Genomic DNA, 17644 nt, shown 5'->3' with positions numbered 1-17644 from the left:
GCACGGCATCGCCCGCCAGGCGGTTTCAGCTTGCCGTCGCCTTCGCCTGCACGGCGGCCGTGTCGGCATGCGCGGCTGTCTTGACCGGCACGGCGGCTTTCTGCGCGGCAGCCGTTTTCGGTTGAGCCGCCGCCTTTGGCGCCGCGACCGTCTTCTGCGGTGCAACCGCCTTGGCCGGCTGCGGCTTTTCCGGCTCGACCGGCGCATCGGGCGGCACGCCGAGCAACTGCAGCGAGCCGCTCGTGACCGACGCGAACACCGGGCCGGCCACCGTGCCGCCGTAGTAGCCCTTGCCGCGCGGCTCGTCGATCATCACCGCGACGATCAGGCGCGGGTTGCTCATCGGCGCCATCCCCGCGAACAGCGCACGGTACTTGCCCTTCGCATAGGTCGCGCCGACCTGCTTGCGCGCGGTACCGGTCTTGCCGCCGATCCGGTAGCCGTCGACGCGCGCGCGGCGCCCGGTGCCGCCTTCGCCAACCGCCATCTCGAGCATCGAGCGGATCGACGCGGCCGTTTGCGGCGTCGTCACGCGGTGGCCGCGATGCGCGTCGATCGTCTGCTGGTCGGTGCCGTTCTTCAGCAGCGACACCGGGTGCAGCGTGCCGTCGCCCGCGTAGGCCGTGTAGGTCTGCGCGATCTGCAGCAGCGACATCGACAGGCCGTAGCCGTAAGCCATCGTCGCCTGCTCGATCGGCCGCCAGCGCTTGTAGCCGCGCAGCCGGCCCGACGCGACGCCCGGGAACGTCAGTTCCGGCGCGCGGCCGATCCCGTATTCCTGGTACTTGTTCCAGATCGTCTCGGCGGGCAGGTTCAGCGCGAGCTTCGCGAGCGCGATGTTGCTCGACTTCTGCAGCGCCTGCGACACCGTCAGCGACCCGTGGTTCGACGTGTCGTGGATCACGGCCGGGCCGATCTTGTAGGTGCCCGGCGACGTGTTGATGATCGTGTTCGGCGTGACCTTGCGTTCGTCGATCGACAGCGCGACGACGAGCGGCTTGATCGTCGAGCCGGGTTCGAACGTGTCGATCACCGCGCGGTTGCGCAACTGCTGGCCGGTGAGGCGCGCACGGTCGTTCGGGTCGAAGGTCGGGTAGTTCGCGAGCGCGAGGATCTCGCCGTTCTGCGCGTCGAGCACGACGACGCTGCCGGCTAACGCGTTGTTTTCGACCACGGCCGCCTTGAGCTGGCTGAACGCGAGCTGCTGGATCCGGCGGTCGATCGTCAGTTCGATCGTCGCGCCGTGCTGCGCGGGCACGAGCGGGCGCGTGTCCGACACGATGCGGCCGAGCCGGTCGCGGATCACCTCTCGCTGCCCCGACGTGCCCGACAGGCGTGCATTCGCCGCGAGTTCGACGCCTTCCTGGCCTTTATCCTCGACGTTCGTGAAGCCGACCACGTGCGCGGCCGATTCGCCTTCCGGGTAGAAGCGCTTCGAATCGGCGATCTGCGTGACACCGTCGATCGCGAGCTTGTCGAGCCGGCCCGCGGTGTCCGCGTCGACCTGCCGCTTGAGCAGCACGAACGTCTTGTCGTTGCCGAGGCGCCGTTTCACCTCGACGAGCGGCATGTCGAGCAGCTTCGCGATCTGCGGGTAGTCGGTATCGGCGACCTGTTTCGGGTTCGCCCAGATTTCATAAGTGGACAGGCTGACCGCGAGCATCGCGCCGTTGCGGTCGACGATGCCCCCGCGCATCGCGCCGAGCTCGATCGTGCGCTGGTAACGTTTCTGCCCTTGGCCGACGTAGAAATCCTGGTTGGCGACCTGCACCCAGAAAGCGCGCCCGATCAGTGCGGCGAACGCGAGGAACACCACGATCACGATCAGCTTCGAGCGCCACATCGGCAGGCGCGACGCGAGCATCGGATTCTTGGTCGCGGCCGCGTACGGATCGGCGGGGTGGGTCTTCTTTTTTACGCTCATGCAATGGCCGGGTCGGGCCGCCGGGCGGCGGCGAGTCAGTCTGAATAAAGCAATTGTAATAAAGGAGTAAACGTCGTGTGGGGAAAGTGTGTTCCGGCCCCGTGAAAGAGCGTTCGGCGACCATTCGGCGACGTGCGGAAAAGGGGGCAGGAAAGGCGGGCGGAAGCGGAATTTCACCGCCGCGGCAGACGATGAAAGACGGACGATCGGCGGCGTGTCGATCCGGGGGCAGGATATCCGGGTCAGGTCGATCGCGACCGTCACTTGCACGCGATCAATTGCCCGGTCGCTGATTATTTATTTGGTGCAGAAAATAAAAAGCGCCCCAAAATGAGGCGCTGTTAATACTGAATATCGAAATGAATATCAACGAACCTGGAATAAACCCGAAAACCGCAGACGATTCAGGTCAATATTGCTATCGCGCAACGGAAATAAATTCCCGGTATTCCGGCTGGGTCGTGCAACGATCGACGGCCTGCAGCCGCCATGCACCGGCGTGATCGCCGGCGAGCACAGCGGGGCCCTGTTCACGCTGCGTCGCACCGAACGACAGCCCCTTCAGCTGGCATACGGCATTCCCGCCGTCGGCCGCGCAGAGCGCCATTGCGCCCTCGACATCGCGGACCTTGCCCCAGGTCGGAAGATCCATGCCCTGATGTGCCTCGCGCGACCACAGCCCTTCGTCGGTATCGACCCACAGTACCGCGAACGATTGCAGGGTTGCTGATTCGCTGCCATTAATCCGAATAGTGAGGCGCATAGGATCGTCTCCCAAGAAATTGACGTATTCGACCGTTTTGACTTGAACAGTCTAGATAGACTGGTGTGAAACGCAAGTGATAATCCGCAATAAATCCGTATTGAGTCTATTTCGGTTTCGGATGAAACGACGTCTGACGATTCATGGTTATTCCGGCGGCGCGCGCAATCGCAGGCGACACCGGCGATCGTGGTATCGACGCACGCATGGCCGACGTTCGAGACATGCGATGACATGGCCGGGGGGCGCGTCGATCTGTCGCGTGCGACCGGCCGCCGAAACCGCGCCGGCCGATGCGACACGGCACAGCCCGAATGCCGCCCGATCGGATGTGTCAGTGTTCTGACGGCGCGTCCGGAACGACACACTCAGACAATCGCGTACAAATCGGCACACTTTCGCGAAACTTTCGGGACAGACTTGCATACGGTCGGGCCCCACACTGGGAGCTTCCCGATCCTGTGCCGCGGACGCCCGTCCTCGGCGGCTGCCGCCGCCTCGTGCCAGAGACGCGATCGACGCGATCGCGGGCCGCATGCCCGATCGGGACTGCCAGGGCGCGCGTTAGCCCCGGCCCGGCCGGTGAGCCGTGCGCAGCCCGCAACCGCGGGTGCCGCGCCGCCCGGCCGATTCTTCGAAGGAGACTATCGTGCTGATCTGGAAAACCGCGTTGTCGCTCAACTGGCGGACCAGCCTCGTGTCGCCGGCCAGCGCACCGGTCGCGGCGGCCAACGTCGGACGGCTGGTGCTGACCGGCGCAACCGGCTTCATCGGCAGTACCGTGCTGACGGCGCTCGTCAATGCAGGGCTGCTCGAACGTATCGTGTGCGTCGTGCGTGCGCAGAACCGCGGCCACGCCGTCGCGCGACTGCGTGAAGCGGCGTTGCGCGCGGGACTCGCGCCGTACTGGGCGTCGCGCCTGACCGAAGCGAACGTGATCGTCGGTGCGCTCGGCGACGTGTGGCAGGGTGCCGACGCGCCGCGTCTCGGCGGTGCGACCCACGTGATTCATTGTGCCGGTCATGCATCGCCGGCTGACGGCGCGCACCTGCAGTCGGACATCGCCGATTCGGTGCGTTTTGCCGAACGCTTCGCTCGGGCGCCGCGCCTGCAGCGCTTCGTGTATGTCGGCACGGCCTACGCGCATGCGGGCCGTGGCGGGATCGTGCAGGAAGAGGCGGCGGGCGACGCGGCGAACGACGTCGCGCAGGACGACGAAGGCCTGCCGGGCGCGGTGCTCGCGGCCGACTACCTGCACGCGAAGGCGGAAACGGAGCAGCGCCTGCGCGCGCTCGGGCTGCCGCTCGTCGTCGTGCGGCCGTCGCACGTCGTCGGTCACACGGTGCTCGGCACGCGGCCCGCGCCGAATTCGTTCTGGATGTTCCGGCTTGCGCATGCCGCGCGCCGCTTCACCGCACGGCCGATGACGCGCATCGACATCGTGTCGGTGGACGACGTGGCACGCGCGACGATGCTGCTGGCCGTCAAGCCGACGCTCGCGCACGACGTCTATCACGTATCGGCCGGCGACGATGCGCCGCAGGTCACGCAGATCGTGCGTGCGATGGACGAGGCGGCGGGGATGACGGGTGCGCCGCGCTACGCGGCATGCGCGCCGGCCGAACTGCCGCTCGTGGTGCGCGATGTGCTCGGGCGGCCCGATCCGGCACTCGAACGCGTGATCGGCCGGGCGCTGCAGCGTTGCGGGGAATTCGCGACGGTCGATCGCGTATTCGACAACCGCCGCGTGCGCGATGAAATCGATTTCGAGCCGTTGCCGTTCATCGATTACGTCGAGGAATGCATGCGCACGTCGCGCGGCGTCGCGGTGACCGAGCTGATGCGCGGCGCGGTGCACTGACCGCCGGCGCAACATCGGCGCCCATTCCCGCGACTGGCGGGAACGGGCGCCATCCTCACGCGTTGCCGCCGAGTTCGATCAGCCGGTCGAGCGCGCGGTAGATATCTTCGAGGCCGTCCTGGCCGAAGCGCGATTCGAGCTGCCGGTATTGCTCGTCGATGCGCGGACCGATTTCCGTGACGAGTTTCCTGCTTTGCGGCGTCAGGCTGACCAGCAGCCGGCGCTGATCTTCCTGCGCGCGCGTGCGCGTGATCAGGCCGTCGCGCTCCATCCGTTCCAGCACGCCCGTGAGGCTCGGGCTCAGGATGCAGCAGCGCCGGGCGATCTGTCCCGCTTCGAGCGCATGCGCCGGTTCACCGTCGAGCACGCGGATGATCCGCCATTGCTGTTCGGTCAGCGCGAATTCCTTGAGAATGGGGCGGAACAAACCCATCAGCGTTTCGCGGGCTTCCAGCAGCAGCATGGCCAGGTTGCGATGGTCGAGCGTACGGTTCATCGGGGTGGACAGTGGACGGGGACGCATCAATCTTAACAGCCGAAGGTGGTGAATTTCGCGTATCAGGGTAATCGAGGTTGCCAGCGCTCGATTGTTTACTTAAGATATTAACTATTGACGATGCGCCGCGACGCGCGGCAGGGGAATGACGCATGGAGCTGTCTTGCACGACCGCCGCGGCGCCGCCGTTGCCGGTCGCCATCGGTACCGTCTACGGTGCGCTGCTCAACGAGCGCGCGGCGCTCGACGCGCTCGGCGCTGCCGTGAACGCACCGCCTTACGGCCGCCCGCCGCAGGCGCCGATCCTTTACATCAAGCCGGCCAACACGCATGCGGCCGACGGCGCGGCCGTCGTCGTGCCGGCCGGTGTCGACGCGCTGGAGATCGGCGCGTCGGTGGCCGTCGTGTTCGCCCGGCGCGCCACCCGCGTGCCGGCCGCGCAGGCGCTCGACTACGTGCACGGCTTCACGCTCGCGAGCGACGTGTCGGTGCCGCATCCCGATTACTACCGTCCGGCCGTGCGTTTCAAGTGCCGTGACGGCTTCTGCCCGCTGGGTCCCGCCATCGTGCCGGCCGCCGCGCTCGCCGATGTCGACGCGCTTGCGCTGACCGTGCGGATCGACGGCGAGCTTGCCGTCTCCGCTTCGACCACCACGCTGATCCGCCCCGTGCGCGACCTGATCGCCGACGTGACGGCCTTCATGTCGTTCGACGCGGGCGACGTGCTGCTGCTCGGCGTCGCGGGCGGCGCCCCGCGCGCCCGCGCGGGCAGCACGGTCGAGATCGCCGCCGCCGGCATCGGCACGTTGCGGCACACGCTGATTGCGGAGGAAACCCGATGAAGACGGCGCGCATCATCTACAACGGCGCACTGCATGCGGCCGAACCGGCCGGAGACGGCACGATCCGCCTCGATACCGGGCGCGTCGTGGCCGAGGAGGCGGTTGCGTGGCTGCCGCCCGTCGCGCCGCGCACGACGTTCGCCCTCGGCCTCAACTACGCCGACCATGCGAAGGAACTCGCGTTCAAGGCGCCGAGCGAGCCGCTGATCTTCCTGAAGGGGCCGAACACGTTCATCGGCCACCGGTCGCATACCGTGCGCCCGGCGGATGCCACCCACATGCACTACGAGTGCGAACTGGCCGTCGTGATCGGCCGGCCCGCGCGCAACGTGCGCCGCGCGCAGGCGATCGACTACGTGGCCGGCTATACGGTCGCGAACGACTACGCGATCCGCGACTATCTCGAGAACTACTACCGCCCGAACCTGCGCGTGAAGAACCGCGACACCTGCACGCCGCTCGGGCCGTGGTTCGTCAGCCGCGACGAGATCGGCGACCCGGGCGACCTGACGTTGCGCACGACGGTGAACGGGCAGGAGACGCAGCGCGGCAGCACGCGCGACATGATCTTCGACGTGCCGGCGCTGATCGAGCACATCAGCGGCTTCATGACGCTCTCGCCGGGCGACCTGATCCTGACCGGCACGCCCGAGGGGCTGGCGGACACGCAGCCGGGCGACGAGGTTGTGACCGAAATCGAAGGGATCGGCCGGCTCGTCAACACGATCGTCGGCGAAGCAGACTACTATCGCGCCGGCTGAGCCCGTCGCCCAAGGAGAACCCATGACCATCAAGCACTGGATCGACGGCCGCGAAGTCGAGAGCCGCGAGACCTTCACGACGCTGAATCCCGCGACCGGCGATGTCATCACCGACGTCGCGTCGGCCGGCGAAGCCGAAGTCGACGCGGCCGTGCGCGCGGCGAAGGAAGCCTTCCCGAAATGGGCGAACACGCCCGCGAAGGAGCGCGCGAAGCTGATGCGCAAGCTCGGCGAACTGATCGAGAAGAACGTGCCGATGCTCGCGGCGCTGGAGACGCAGGACACCGGCCTGCCGATCGCGCAGACGAGCAAGCAGCTGATTCCGCGCGCGTCCGAGAATTTCAACTTCTTCGCCGAAGTGTGCGTGCAGATGAACGGCCGCACCTATCCGGTCGACGACCAGATGCTGAACTACACGCTCTACCAGCCGGTCGGCGTGTGTGCGCTGGTGTCGCCGTGGAACGTGCCGTTCATGACCGCGACGTGGAAGACGGCGCCGTGCCTCGCGCTCGGCAACACGGCCGTGCTGAAGATGTCGGAGCTGTCGCCGCTGACGGCCGACCAGCTCGGCCGGCTCGCGCTCGAAGCCGGCATCCCGCCCGGCGTGCTGAACGTCGTGCAGGGTTACGGCGCGACGGCCGGCGACGCGCTCGTGCGGCATCCGGACGTGCGCGCGGTGTCGTTTACCGGCGGTACCGTCACCGGCAAGCGGATCATGGAGCGCGCGGGCCTCAAGAAGTATTCGATGGAACTCGGCGGCAAGTCGCCGGTGCTGATCTTCGACGATGCCGATTTCGACCGCGCGCTCGACGCGTCGCTGTTCACGATCTTCTCGATCAACGGCGAACGCTGCACCGCGGGCTCGCGGATCTTCGTACAGCGCACGATCTACGACCGCTTCGTGCAGGAATTCGCGCGCCGCGCGAACAACCTGGTGGTCGGCGATCCGTCCGATCCGGCCACGAATCTGGGTGCGATGATCACGCGCCAGCACTGGGAAAAGGTGACCGGCTATATCCGCATCGGCGAGCAGGAAGGCGCGCGCGTGGTCGCGGGCGGCGCGGACAAGCCGGCGGGCTTGCCCGACCATCTGCGCAACGGCAACTTCGTGCGTCCGACCGTGCTGGCCGACGTCGACAACCGGATGCGCGTCGCACAGGAAGAGATCTTCGGGCCGGTTGCGTGCCTGATCCCGTTCGAGGACGAGGAAGAAGGGCTGCGACTCGCGAACGACACGTCGTACGGCCTCGCGTCGTACATCTGGACGCAGGACGTCGGCAAGGTGCATCGCCTCGCGCGCGGCATCGAGGCCGGGATGGTGTTCGTGAACAGCCAGAACGTGCGCGACCTGCGCCAGCCGTTCGGCGGCGTGAAGGAGTCGGGCACCGGGCGCGAGGGTGGCGAGTACAGTTTCGAGGTGTTCGCGGAGATCAAGAACGTGTGCATTTCGATGGGTTCGCACCACATTCCGCGCTGGGGCGTGTGACGGGCGCGGGTCGTTTCGGCGCTAAAACGAACGATACGGAGACTTAACGATGGGCAAACTGTCCCTCGCCGCGAAAATCACGCACGTGCCGTCGATGTACCTGTCGGAATTGCCCGGCAGGCATCACGGCTGCCGGGAAGCGGCGATCCGCGGCCATCAGCTGATCGGCGAGCGCTGCCGTGCGCTCGGCGTCGACACGATCGTCGTGTCGGACGTGCACTGGCTCGTCAACGCGGGTTATCACGTGAACTGCAATGCGCACTTCGCGGGCACGTACACGAGCAACGAACTGCCGCATTTCATCCGCGACATGCAGTACGAATATCCGGGCAACCCGACGCTCGGCCGGCTGATTGCCGAGACGGCCAGCGCACGTGGCGTCGCGACGCGTGCGCACGAGATCGACAGCCTCGAACTCGAATACGGCACGCTCGTGCCGATGCGCTACATGAACGGCGACCAGCACTTCAAGGTCGTGTCGATCGCCGGCTGGTGCATGTGGCACACGCTCGACGAAAGCCGGCGCTTCGGCGAGGCGCTGCTCGAAGCGATCGAGAAGAGCGATTCGAACGTCGCGTTCCTCGCGAGCGGTTCGCTGTCGCACCGCTTCAACGACAACGGCAGCCCCGAGGAATCGATCCACCAGATCAGCCGCGAATTCTTCCGGCAGGTCGACCTGCGCGTGGTCGAGCTGTGGAAGCAGGGCGATTTCAAGACCTTCTGCGCGATGCTGCCCGAGTACAACACGCATTGCCACGGCGAAGGCGGCATGCACGACACGGCGATGCTGCTCGGCCTGCTCGGCTGGGATCGTTACGACAAACCCGTCGAGATCGTCACCGACTATTTCGCGAGTTCGGGCACGGGGCAGATCAACGCGATCTTCCCGCTGCCGTGAACGGCGCCGCACCGCATCCGACATTCGACATTCGACATCCGACCGGAGAATTGCCATGCCACATATCGTCGTCGAATACACCGCGAACATCCGCGACGACGCGCGCATCCCCGCGCTGCTGCGCACGATCAATGCAACGCTGATCGCGCAGGGCGGCGTGTTCCCGACCGGTGGGATCCGCTCGCGCGCGATCGAGCTGCAGGACTACTGCGTCGCCGACGGCACGGAGGACGACGCGTTCGTCCACGTGACGCTGAAGATCGGCTCGGGCCGCAGCGACGAAACGAAGAAGGCCGCATGCGACGCGCTGTTCGACGCGATCAAGGCGCATTTCGCCGAGCTGTACGCGAAACGCTACCTCGCGCTGTCGATGGAACTGACCGAGTTCAGCGAAAGCGGCTCGTACAAGCACAACAACATCCACGCCCGCTACAAGCGGGCCGGCTGAACCCCATTCCCGATCCGACCATGCTCGAACCCGCCCTCATCGACCAGCTTGCGCAGCGTCTGCACGACGCAGAGCGCGAGCGCACGCAGATCCGCCAGATCTCGCTCGACCATCCCGACATCACGATCGACGACGCGTATGCGATCCAGCGCGCGTGGGTGACCCTCAAGCTCGCGGAAGGCCGCACGCTGAAGGGACACAAGATCGGCCTCACATCGAAGGCGATGCAGAACACGTCGCAGATCGACGAACCCGACTATGGCGCGCTGCTCGACGACATGTTCTTCGCGGACGGCGGCACGATCCCGACCGGCCGCTTCATCGTGCCGCGCGTCGAGGTCGAACTCGCGTTCGTGCTCGGCAAGCGGCTCTCGGGCCCGGACTGCACGATCTTCGACGTGTACGACGCGGTCGACTACGTGGTGCCCGCGCTCGAGATCATCGACGCGCGCAGCCAGTCGATCGACCCCGATACGAAACGCCCGCGCAAGGTGTTCGACACGATCGCCGACAACGCGGCGAACGCGGGAGTCGTGATCGGCGGGCGGCCGGTGAAGCCGCACGACGTCGACCTGCGCTGGGTCGCGGCGATCATGTCGCGCAACGGCGTGGTCGAGGAAACGGGCGTCGCGGCCGGCGTGCTGAACCATCCGGCGAATGGCGTCGCGTGGCTCGCGAACCGGCTGTCGCGCTTCGACGTCGCGCTGGAACCCGGGCAGATCGTGCTCGGCGGCTCGTTCACGCGGCCGTGCGCGGCGCGGCCGGGTGACACGTTCAGCGTCGACTACGGCCCGCTCGGGACGATCCAGTGCTACTTCGAGTGAGCGAGCGATGCAGATTCCTACGAATGTCTTCAAGGCCGCGCTCGCGCGCGGCGACGCGCAGGTCGGGCTGTGGCTCGGGCTCGCGAATCCGTACAGCGCGGAAGTGGTCGCGGGCGCCGGTTTCGACTGGCTGCTGATCGACGGCGAGCATGCGCCGAACACGGTGCCGACGATCCTCGCGCAGTTGCAGGCGATCGCGCCGTATCCGTCGCATCCGGTTGTGCGCGTACCGTGGAACGATCCGGTGATCGTCAAGCAGGTGCTCGATCTCGGCGCGCAGACGCTGCTCGTGCCGATGGTGCAGAGCGCCGACGAAGCGCGCGCGGCCGTTGCCGCGACGCGTTACCCGCCGCACGGGATTCGCGGCGTCGGCAGCGCGCTGGCGCGCGCGTCGCGATGGAACCGCGTCGGCGACTACCTGCACCGTGCAAACGACGAGATGGCCGTGCTCGTGCAGGTCGAGACGCGCGCGGGGCTCGACGCGATCGACGCGATTGCTCGGGTCGAAGGCGTCGATGGCGTGTTCATCGGGCCGGCCGACCTGGCCGCCGATCTCGGCCATCTCGGCAATCCGGGGCACCCGGACGTGCAGGCCGCGATCGACGGTGCGATTCGCACGATCAAGGCGGCCGGCAAGGCGCCGGGCATTCTGAGTGCGGACGAAGCGGCGGCGCGGCGCTATCTGGAAGCGGGCGCGTTGTTCGTCGCGGTCGGGGTCGATACGACGTTGCTTGCGCGAAGCGCGGAGCGGTTGGCGGCGCAGTTCAAGGGGAACGGCGGCGCGGCAGGGAAGAAGGGCGACGGCACGTATTGACGAAGCGGCAGCGGCCGGCCGTCTGCGGAACGGCCGCCTTCCGCAGTGCGGCTTCGTGCCTGCGCATAGCAGCGACTATCGCGTTCCGCGCTGCCCGATTTCCATATATCTTCCCGGCGTCGTCCCCAACGCCCGCCGGAACATATCGATGAACGCGCTCACGTTGTCGTACCCGAGATCGAGCGCGATCGTCGTCACCGGCACGTCATCGGCGATTTTCTCCAGCGCACGCAGCAGCCTCGCCTGCTGACGCCACTGCGCGAACGTCAGCCCCGTCTCGGCGACGAAGCGACGGCTCATCGTCCGTGCGCTGATGCCGGCCCATTCCGCCCATTCCTCCAGCCGCCGGTTGTCCGCGAGATCCGCGGCAAGCGCATCGGTGATCTTCATCAGCCGCGGGTCCTGCGGCCGCACCAGTCCCAGCGCTTCGACCTCCGACGACGCGATCTCGTCGAGGATCACGTCGGCGATCCGCGTCTGCGCCGCATCCAGTTCCGCATCGCCCCAGCTTGCGGCACGCTGCACGGCTTCGCGCAGCAGCGGCGACGTGCGAATCGCGCGCGGCGTGTCCGGGAGTGCCGCGCAGCGCGCTTCGGCGACGAACGCCGACCAGCCGGAAATCGGCCCGAACGAGCGCAGCGAATGTCGGCAATGCGGCGGAATCCAGATCGCGTGGATCGCTGGCACGACCCAGTCCTGGTCGTCGAGACCGATCGTCAGCAGTCCGCTGAGCGCGCCGACGAGCTGACCGCGCGCATGCGCGTGCGGTGCGGTGATACGCGGGTCGCGTTGCGACAGGACGGCGGCGACGACGAACGGGCCGTCGTCGGACACGACGAATCGGGCGGGCAGGAGTGGATCGGACATGGCCGGATAGCGGTATCGAATGGCTGTTATACCGGAGATCGGCCGGCTTCGCACGCCTACACTGCGTCCATCGATGACAACCGGAGTACGACACGATGCGAGCCGAACAAATGCTTCCCGACCATGCCGACCGGATCGAGGCCGGCGGAACGACGATCCGCAAGGGCACCATCGGCGCGTTTCTGGTCAACGCGCGGGTGCTGACCGATCCGAACGCCGCGCCCGCCGACCGGGCGCGCGCGGAGGCCGACACGATCGACGCGTTGCCGGCACTGCGCGCGCTCGGCCTGTTCGACGTGCTGGAAGTACGCGATCCCGCGCTGCGCGCGTGGCTCGCCGCACGCTGACGTCCGTCCGAACCGTCGATCAAGATCCCCGATTCAAGGAGCCAAGATGAAAGCTGCAGTCGTGACGGGCGCCGGCGAGCGTCCCGTCCATATGGAATTCGAACCGCCGCGCGCGATGCAGGGCCACCGCCTGATCGACGTGACGGCGTCCGCGCTGAGCCGGATCGCGCAGGCGCGTGCGTCCGGCACGCATTACTCGTCGGACGGAGGCTATCCGTTCGTAGTCGGCGTTGACGGCGTCGGCCGCCTCGACGACGGGCAGCGCGTCTATTTCTTCGGTGCGCCCGCGCCGTTCGGCGCGATGTCCGAGCGCACGATCGCGCCCGACGCGCGGTGCGTGCCGCTGCCGGACGCGCTCGACGATGTCACGGCCGCGGCGATCGCGATTCCCGGGATGTCGTCGTGGGCCGCGCTGACCGAACGCGCGCGGCTCGTCGCGGGCGAGACGGTGCTCGTCAACGGCGCGACGGGGACGTCGGGCCGGCTGGCGGTGCGGATCGCGAAGCATCTCGGTGCTGCAAAGGTGGTCGCGACGGGCCGCAACGCAGCTGCGCTGGACGCCTTGCTGAGCGCGGGTGCAGACGCCGTCGTGTCGCTGCAGCAGGACGATGCGCATCTGGCGCGTGCGCTCGAACCGCATTTCCGTGCGGGTGTGGATGTCGTGCTCGACTACTTGTGGGGTGCCAGCGCGCAGACGCTGCTGGTTGCCGCGGCGAAGGCGACGCCCGATGGGCGCCGGCTGCGATTCGTGCAGATCGGCTCGATCGGCGGCGCGGACGTGCTGCTGCCGGGCGCCGTATTGCGCGCCACCGCGATCGAATTGATGGGTAGCGGCATCGGCAGCGTATCGTTGCCGCGTTTGCTGGACTCGGTGCGCGGCGTGTTCGACGCGGCCGGGCCGGCGCGGCTGGCAATCGATACGCGCACCGTGCCGCTGTCGGCGGTCGGCGAACACTGGGGCGATGCAAACAGCCTCGTGCGCACGGTGTTCACGATGCAGGACGAGTGAACGGCGACCGAGCCGCGGCGGGCCGAATACGGCACGACGGTCAAGCCGCGCGGCGACACGCTGTCATCCGTCGTGAAGCCGCCGCGCGTGGGCCGAAAGCAGGGCGGCCGCGCGCGAAAGACGCCCGTCGCCGCCCGCCGCGTCAGGCTCAGAACCGCTGCTGAATCCCCGCCGTCACGCCGACCTGCGTCGTGCCGTACCCGTTGAAGTCGCGCGACACGCCGACCTTCTGGTCGTGCTTCGCGATCGCGAACGCGCCGGCCGCGTACAGCACCGTGCGCTTCGACAGCGCGTACTGCGCACGCAGCGACACGAGCGTCGGATCGGCATCCGTGCCGCCCTTGACGTTCTGGTGATAGACGGCCGCGATCAGCGAGAACGTCGGCGTGAACTGGTACGACCCGCCGACCCAGGCCATGTCGCTCAGCTGGTTTGCCGCCGTGGTGCGGAACGTGCGCTTGTAATTGCGATAACCGGCCATCGTCTTCAGGTTGCCGAAGTCGTAGCTCAGGCCCGCGTGGATGCCCTGGATATAGTTGACCGTGTCGGCCGGCGTGACGCTGTCGGCCGCGCCGTTCTGCCGGTCGAACGTGACCACGGCCGCGAACGGGCCGGTCTCGTAGCCGAGCGCGATGTCGTACTTCGAGCTGGTCTTCACGCTGCCCGGCACGTTGCCGAAGCCGTACAGCGCGCCGAACTTGAAGCCGCTGAATTCGCCGTCGTAGCGCACCGCGTTCGACGAGCGCGTGAACATGCCGTCCTTGCGGCCGCCCGTCGCCATCGACGACGTCGCCCACGAGTAGTTCTGCGCGTAACCCATCGGGTCGAACGGCAGCATGTAGTCGTAGGTGACGGTGAAGTTGCGGCCGAGCGACAGCTCGCCCCATTTGCCTTTCAGGCCGACCGTCGCGCGGCGCGCGAAGATCGAGTCGGGGCCGTCGTCGGACGCGCCGTTCGCGAGATCGATCCCGCTTTCGAGGCGGAACACGGCCTTCAGCCCGCCGCCGAGATCCTCGACGCCGCGCAGGCCCCAGCGCGACGTGTTCTTGTTGCCCGACTTGAGCTTGACTGAATTGCCGCCCTCCGGCGCCGCGTGGTTCGCGAATTCGATGCCGGCGTCCATGATCCCGTACATCGTGACCGACGACTGCGCGTGCGCGGCGGGCGCGGCGATGCAGGCCGCGGCGGCCGAGCCCGTGAGGACTACTGTACGAATCGAACGTTCTGCGCGTGACTTCATTGACGGTGTCTCCTTGGTTCTTGTGGGTTGGGTGAAACGGATGCGACGCGCGGCAGCCCGCGACGGACGCCCGGAGACGTCCGCCGGTCATGCAAGTCATCGCCTGGCGGGATGCGCGCGGTGCATGCGCGGCGGCGCGCAGGCCGCCGCGCTCGGGTCAGCCCGCTTTCGCGAACGCCCAGCAGTCGTTGGTCGGGAATTCGATCCAGTGCTTGCCGGCCGCACGCGGCACGTTGCCGAACGCACGCAGGCGCATGTCGCCGCAATGGAACAGGTATTCCCAGCGGTCGCCGAGATACATCGACGTGACGAGGTCGGCCTGCAGCCGGTTCGCGCCCGGGCCGTCGGTCACCTGCACGCGTTCGAGACGGATCACGGCCTGCGCGTCCTGACCCGGCGCGAACGTGTCGCGCGCCATCGCACGGATTTCCCAGCCGTCGCCGGCGAGCGTCACGCATTCGCCGTCGATCGCGGCGACACGCGCGTCGATCCGGTTGTTGCTGCCCATGAATTCGGCCGTGTACAGCGAGCGCGGCGCGCCGTACAGCTCGGCCGGCGTGCCCTCCTGCTCGATGCGGCCGTTGCGCAGCAGCAGGATGCGATCGGACATCGCCATCGCCTCGGTCTGGTCGTGCGTCACGCACAGCGCCGACAGCCCGAGCGACACGATCAGCTCGCGCAGCCACGCGCGCGCTTCCTCGCGCAGCTTCGCGTCGAGGTTCGACAGCGGCTCGTCGAGCAGGATCACCGGCGGGTTGTAGACGAGCGCGCGTGCGATCGCGACGCGTTGCTGCTGGCCGCCCGACAACTGGTGCGGAAAGCGTTCCGCGAGATGGCCAAGGCCGAGCTGGTCGAGCGCGCTCTGCACGCGGCGCTTCTGTTCGGCCGGTGCGACGCGGCGCAGCTTCAGCCCGTAGCCGACGTTGTCGGCGACGGTGCGGTGCGGCCACAGCGCGTACGACTGGAACACGAGGCCGAGCGAACGCTGCTCGACGGGCAGGTCGACGCGCCGCGCGCCGTCGAAGAACACGCGGTCATCGAGCTGGATACGGCCTTCGGACGGCTGTTCGAGGCCGGCCACCGCGCGCAGCAGCGTGGTCTTGCCGCTGCCCGACGCGCCGAGCAGGCAGACGACTTCGCCGGCCTTCAGTTCGAACGACACGCCCTTGAGGATCGGATTGACGCCATAGCTGAGATGCAGGTCGTCGACGATGAGCTTATCCATGAAGTTTCACTCCGAAACGCAGGGCCACGCCGAGTCCGACGCCGACCATCGCGATGTTGATGACAGAGAGCGCGGCGACCTGGTCGACGGCGCCGGTCGCCCACAGCGACACGAGCAGCGCGCCGATCACTTCGGTGCCGGGCGACAGCAGGTAGACGGCCGTCGAGTATTCGCGCTCGAAGATCATGAAGATCAGGAGCCACGCGGCGAGCAGGCCGAAACGCACGAGCGGCAGCGTCACGTCGAGCGACACGCGGCTGCGCGTCGCGCCGACGCTGCGGCCGGCTTCCTCGAGCTCGGGGCCGACCTGCAGCAGCGCGCTCTGGATGAGCCGCATCCCGTACGCGAGCCACACGACCGTGTAAGCGATCCAGATGCTCCACATCGAGTTCTTCAGTTCGCGCAGGCCCGGGACGAACAGGAAGATCCACAGGAACGCGAGGCCGGCGAGCAGGCCGGGCACCGCGCGCGGCAGCAGCACGATGTAGTCGAGCAGCTTCGTCGCCCAGTCGTGGCGGCGGTGGCCGGCGAACGCGACGAGCGAGTAGAAGCCGACCGCGAGCGCACCGCCGATCACGCCGATGCCGAGCGTGTTGACGATCGCGCGCACGAGGTTGTCCTGCTCGAACAGCTCGATGAAGTTCGACAGCGTCAGCACCTCGGCGAGCGCCACGCCTTCGCCCCAGTTGGTCACGAATGCGCGCAGCACGATGCCCGAGATCGGCACGATCACGGTCAGCATCAGCCACAGCGCGACGATCGCGAGCGCGACCCAACGCCACACGCCGAGCGGCAGCACCGTCGCGCGGCCGGCCTTGCCCTTCACGGTGACGAAACGGTTCGCGGTCTTCAGCAGGCGGCGCTGCAGCAGCACGAGCGGGAACGTGATCGCGACGATGCACACGGCGACCGCGGCCATCAGGTGATACGACGGCACGCCGAGCTTGTTGGTGAGCTTGTACAGGTAGGTCGCGAGCACGAGGTGGCCTTCCGGATCGCCGAGCACGAGCGGCAGCCCGAACACTTCGAAGCCGAGGAAGAACACGAGCACGCCGGCGAACAGCAGCGCGGGCATCGTCATCGGCAGGCTCACGTCGAGCGCGACGCGGAACGGGCGGGCGCCCGTCACGCGGGCGGCTTCCTCGACGTCCGAGCCGAGGTTGCGCAATGCGGCCGACGAGTACAGGTACACGTGCGGCACGTGCGTGAGGCCGACGATCACCGTGATCGCGAAGATCGAGTACACGTTCCATGGCACGTTCGCGACGCCGAACAGTTCCTTGAACCACACCGAGTAGAAGCCGACCGGGCCGGCCGCGACCACGTAGCCGAACGCGAGCACCATCGGCGACACGAACACGGGCGTGAGCAGCAGCGGTTCGAGCCAGCGGCGGCCGGGCAGGTCGGTGCGCACCATCAGGAACGCGAGGATGCCGCCGAGCGGGATCGAGATGAACAGCATCCCGCCGGCGATGATGAACGAGTTCTTCACGGCCGACCAGAAGTCGGGATCGCTGAAAATGAAGCGGAAGCCTTCGATGCCGAGCGTCTTGTTCGCATCGAAGAACGGCGCGGACAACAGGCTCTGGAACAGGATGAAGCCGAGCGGCAGCGCGACCGCGATGGTCAGCACCGCGACGACGATCCAGCGCAGCATGCCGGCGAGCGGCTGCAGGCTGTTGACCGGCAGCGCGGGAATCGCGCTGCTCTGGCCGGTAGAGGGCGGAACGGCCGGCGCCGTTCCGCGTGTGCTGGTTGAAAGCATGAGTTCGCCCCTGCGGCCATCCGGATGGCCGCCTTTAGGAAGTCGGTAAGGGGAAGGGACCGCCCGCGCCAGAT

General features: G+C 67.5%; 17 protein-coding genes. 10 read left to right on the top strand and 7 right to left on the bottom strand.

What is annotated here, in order from left to right:
• Window positions 1-25 precede the first annotated feature (25 nt).
• Window positions 26-1924 (bottom strand): peptidoglycan D,D-transpeptidase FtsI family protein, encoded by a 1899-nt coding sequence (locus H3H55_RS25270; RefSeq protein ID WP_193100683.1) that lies wholly within the window; start codon window positions 1922-1924, stop codon window positions 26-28.
• A gap of 418 nt (window positions 1925-2342) precedes the next feature.
• Window positions 2343-2687, bottom strand: a complete 345-nt coding sequence (locus H3H55_RS25265; RefSeq protein WP_193100682.1) for a DUF3564 family protein — start codon at window positions 2685-2687, stop codon at window positions 2343-2345.
• 649 nt (window positions 2688-3336) lie between these two features.
• Here H3H55_RS25265 and H3H55_RS25260 point away from each other — a divergent pair.
• A complete protein-coding gene (locus H3H55_RS25260; protein WP_193100681.1) occupies window positions 3337-4548 on the top strand; it encodes an SDR family oxidoreductase in 1212 nt (403 codons plus the stop codon).
• A 55-nt stretch (window positions 4549-4603) separates the two neighbouring features.
• Here H3H55_RS25260 and hpaR read toward each other — a convergent pair whose 3' ends face one another.
• Entirely contained in the window at window positions 4604-5044 is a 441-nt protein-coding gene (gene hpaR / locus H3H55_RS25255; protein WP_034179682.1) for a homoprotocatechuate degradation operon regulator HpaR, read from the bottom strand.
• A 152-nt stretch (window positions 5045-5196) separates the two neighbouring features.
• Here hpaR and H3H55_RS25250 point away from each other — a divergent pair, with 152 nt between their 5' ends.
• From H3H55_RS25250 to hpaI, 7 genes are read left to right on the top strand one after another with little or no spacing between them, the layout of a single operon-like run.
• A complete protein-coding gene (locus H3H55_RS25250) occupies window positions 5197-5886 on the top strand; it encodes a fumarylacetoacetate hydrolase family protein (protein ID WP_193100680.1) in 690 nt (229 codons plus the stop codon).
• Complete coding sequence (locus tag H3H55_RS25245; RefSeq protein ID WP_193100679.1) at window positions 5883-6647, top strand: fumarylacetoacetate hydrolase family protein; 765 nt, start codon at window positions 5883-5885, stop codon at window positions 6645-6647. Before H3H55_RS25250 ends, H3H55_RS25245 begins: the two co-directional genes overlap by 4 nt.
• Before the next feature lie 22 nt (window positions 6648-6669).
• Complete coding sequence (gene hpaE / locus H3H55_RS25240; protein WP_129517246.1) at window positions 6670-8133, top strand: 5-carboxymethyl-2-hydroxymuconate semialdehyde dehydrogenase; 1464 nt, start codon at window positions 6670-6672, stop codon at window positions 8131-8133.
• A 49-nt stretch (window positions 8134-8182) separates the two neighbouring features.
• Window positions 8183-9031, top strand: a complete 849-nt coding sequence (hpaD, locus tag H3H55_RS25235; RefSeq protein ID WP_193100678.1) for a 3,4-dihydroxyphenylacetate 2,3-dioxygenase — start codon at window positions 8183-8185, stop codon at window positions 9029-9031.
• Between the two features lie 55 nt (window positions 9032-9086).
• On the top strand, window positions 9087-9479 hold the full coding sequence (locus H3H55_RS25230) for a 5-carboxymethyl-2-hydroxymuconate Delta-isomerase (protein ID WP_059599287.1): 393 nt from the start codon (window positions 9087-9089) through the stop codon (window positions 9477-9479).
• 20 nt (window positions 9480-9499) lie between these two features.
• Window positions 9500-10303: a 2-oxo-hept-4-ene-1,7-dioate hydratase gene (gene hpaH / locus H3H55_RS25225; protein WP_129517248.1), complete on the top strand. Its 804-nt coding sequence runs from the start codon at window positions 9500-9502 to the stop codon at window positions 10301-10303.
• A gap of 7 nt (window positions 10304-10310) precedes the next feature.
• Complete coding sequence (hpaI, locus tag H3H55_RS25220) at window positions 10311-11117, top strand: 4-hydroxy-2-oxoheptanedioate aldolase (protein ID WP_193100677.1); 807 nt, start codon at window positions 10311-10313, stop codon at window positions 11115-11117.
• Window positions 11118-11192: 75 nt separating this feature from the next.
• On the opposite strand, the gene H3H55_RS25215 is transcribed toward hpaI, so the two are convergent.
• Window positions 11193-11984 carry an AraC family transcriptional regulator gene (locus H3H55_RS25215; RefSeq protein WP_193100676.1) on the bottom strand — a complete coding sequence of 264 codons (792 nt, stop codon included), beginning with the start codon at window positions 11982-11984 and terminating at the stop codon, window positions 11193-11195.
• Between the two features lie 95 nt (window positions 11985-12079).
• On the opposite strand from H3H55_RS25215, the gene H3H55_RS25210 reads away from it, so the two are divergent.
• Both H3H55_RS25210 and H3H55_RS25205 read left to right on the top strand, forming a co-directional pair.
• Window positions 12080-12331 carry a hypothetical protein gene (locus H3H55_RS25210; RefSeq protein ID WP_193100675.1) on the top strand — a complete coding sequence of 84 codons (252 nt, stop codon included), beginning with the start codon at window positions 12080-12082 and terminating at the stop codon, window positions 12329-12331.
• 46 nt (window positions 12332-12377) lie between these two features.
• Window positions 12378-13340 carry a quinone oxidoreductase family protein gene (locus tag H3H55_RS25205; protein ID WP_193100674.1) on the top strand — a complete coding sequence of 321 codons (963 nt, stop codon included), beginning with the start codon at window positions 12378-12380 and terminating at the stop codon, window positions 13338-13340.
• Between the two features lie 148 nt (window positions 13341-13488).
• On the opposite strand, the gene H3H55_RS25200 is transcribed toward H3H55_RS25205, so the two are convergent.
• The 3 genes from H3H55_RS25200 to H3H55_RS25190 form a co-directional block, all read right to left on the bottom strand.
• A complete protein-coding gene (locus tag H3H55_RS25200; protein WP_193100673.1) occupies window positions 13489-14580 on the bottom strand; it encodes a porin in 1092 nt (363 codons plus the stop codon).
• 157 nt (window positions 14581-14737) lie between these two features.
• On the bottom strand, window positions 14738-15805 hold the full coding sequence (locus tag H3H55_RS25195) for an ABC transporter ATP-binding protein (RefSeq protein WP_048245397.1): 1068 nt from the start codon (window positions 15803-15805) through the stop codon (window positions 14738-14740).
• On the bottom strand, window positions 15798-17570 hold the full coding sequence (locus H3H55_RS25190; RefSeq protein ID WP_048245396.1) for an ABC transporter permease: 1773 nt from the start codon (window positions 17568-17570) through the stop codon (window positions 15798-15800). The genes H3H55_RS25195 and H3H55_RS25190 overlap by 8 nt, the downstream gene beginning before the upstream one ends.
• Between the last annotated feature and the right edge of the window lie 74 nt (window positions 17571-17644).

Origin of the sequence: Burkholderia sp. Z1 (genome assembly GCF_014893795.1) — a bacterium.
GTDB classification, from domain to species: Bacteria; Pseudomonadota; Gammaproteobacteria; order Burkholderiales; family Burkholderiaceae; genus Burkholderia; species Burkholderia theae.
Note: the sequence above shows the minus strand (reverse complement) of the source record. Positions and strands in the feature narration are given on the sequence as shown.

Bases quoted from the DNA above. Each gene is read 5' to 3' on its own strand.
- H3H55_RS25195 (WP_048245397.1), bottom strand. From the start codon at position 15,805: ATGGATAAGCTCATCGTCGACGACCTGCATCTCAGCTATGGCGTCAAT.
- hpaR (WP_034179682.1), bottom strand. From the start codon at position 5,044: ATGAACCGTACGCTCGACCATCGCAACCTGGCCATGCTGCTGCTGGAA.
- H3H55_RS25245 (WP_193100679.1), top strand. From the start codon at position 5,883: ATGAAGACGGCGCGCATCATCTACAACGGCGCACTGCATGCGGCCGAA.
- H3H55_RS25210 (WP_193100675.1), top strand. From the start codon at position 12,080: ATGCGAGCCGAACAAATGCTTCCCGACCATGCCGACCGGATCGAGGCC.
- H3H55_RS25215 (WP_193100676.1), bottom strand. From the start codon at position 11,984: ATGTCCGATCCACTCCTGCCCGCCCGATTCGTCGTGTCCGACGACGGC.
- H3H55_RS25270 (WP_193100683.1), bottom strand. From the start codon at position 1,924: ATGAGCGTAAAAAAGAAGACCCACCCCGCCGATCCGTACGCGGCCGCG.
- H3H55_RS25190 (WP_048245396.1), bottom strand. From the start codon at position 17,570: ATGCTTTCAACCAGCACACGCGGAACGGCGCCGGCCGTTCCGCCCTCT.
- hpaI (WP_193100677.1), top strand. From the start codon at position 10,311: ATGCAGATTCCTACGAATGTCTTCAAGGCCGCGCTCGCGCGCGGCGAC.
- H3H55_RS25200 (WP_193100673.1), bottom strand. From the start codon at position 14,580: ATGAAGTCACGCGCAGAACGTTCGATTCGTACAGTAGTCCTCACGGGC.
- hpaH (WP_129517248.1), top strand. From the start codon at position 9,500: ATGCTCGAACCCGCCCTCATCGACCAGCTTGCGCAGCGTCTGCACGAC.
- hpaE (WP_129517246.1), top strand. From the start codon at position 6,670: ATGACCATCAAGCACTGGATCGACGGCCGCGAAGTCGAGAGCCGCGAG.
- H3H55_RS25205 (WP_193100674.1), top strand. From the start codon at position 12,378: ATGAAAGCTGCAGTCGTGACGGGCGCCGGCGAGCGTCCCGTCCATATG.
- H3H55_RS25265 (WP_193100682.1), bottom strand. From the start codon at position 2,687: ATGCGCCTCACTATTCGGATTAATGGCAGCGAATCAGCAACCCTGCAA.
- H3H55_RS25250 (WP_193100680.1), top strand. From the start codon at position 5,197: ATGGAGCTGTCTTGCACGACCGCCGCGGCGCCGCCGTTGCCGGTCGCC.
- hpaD (WP_193100678.1), top strand. From the start codon at position 8,183: ATGGGCAAACTGTCCCTCGCCGCGAAAATCACGCACGTGCCGTCGATG.
- H3H55_RS25230 (WP_059599287.1), top strand. From the start codon at position 9,087: ATGCCACATATCGTCGTCGAATACACCGCGAACATCCGCGACGACGCG.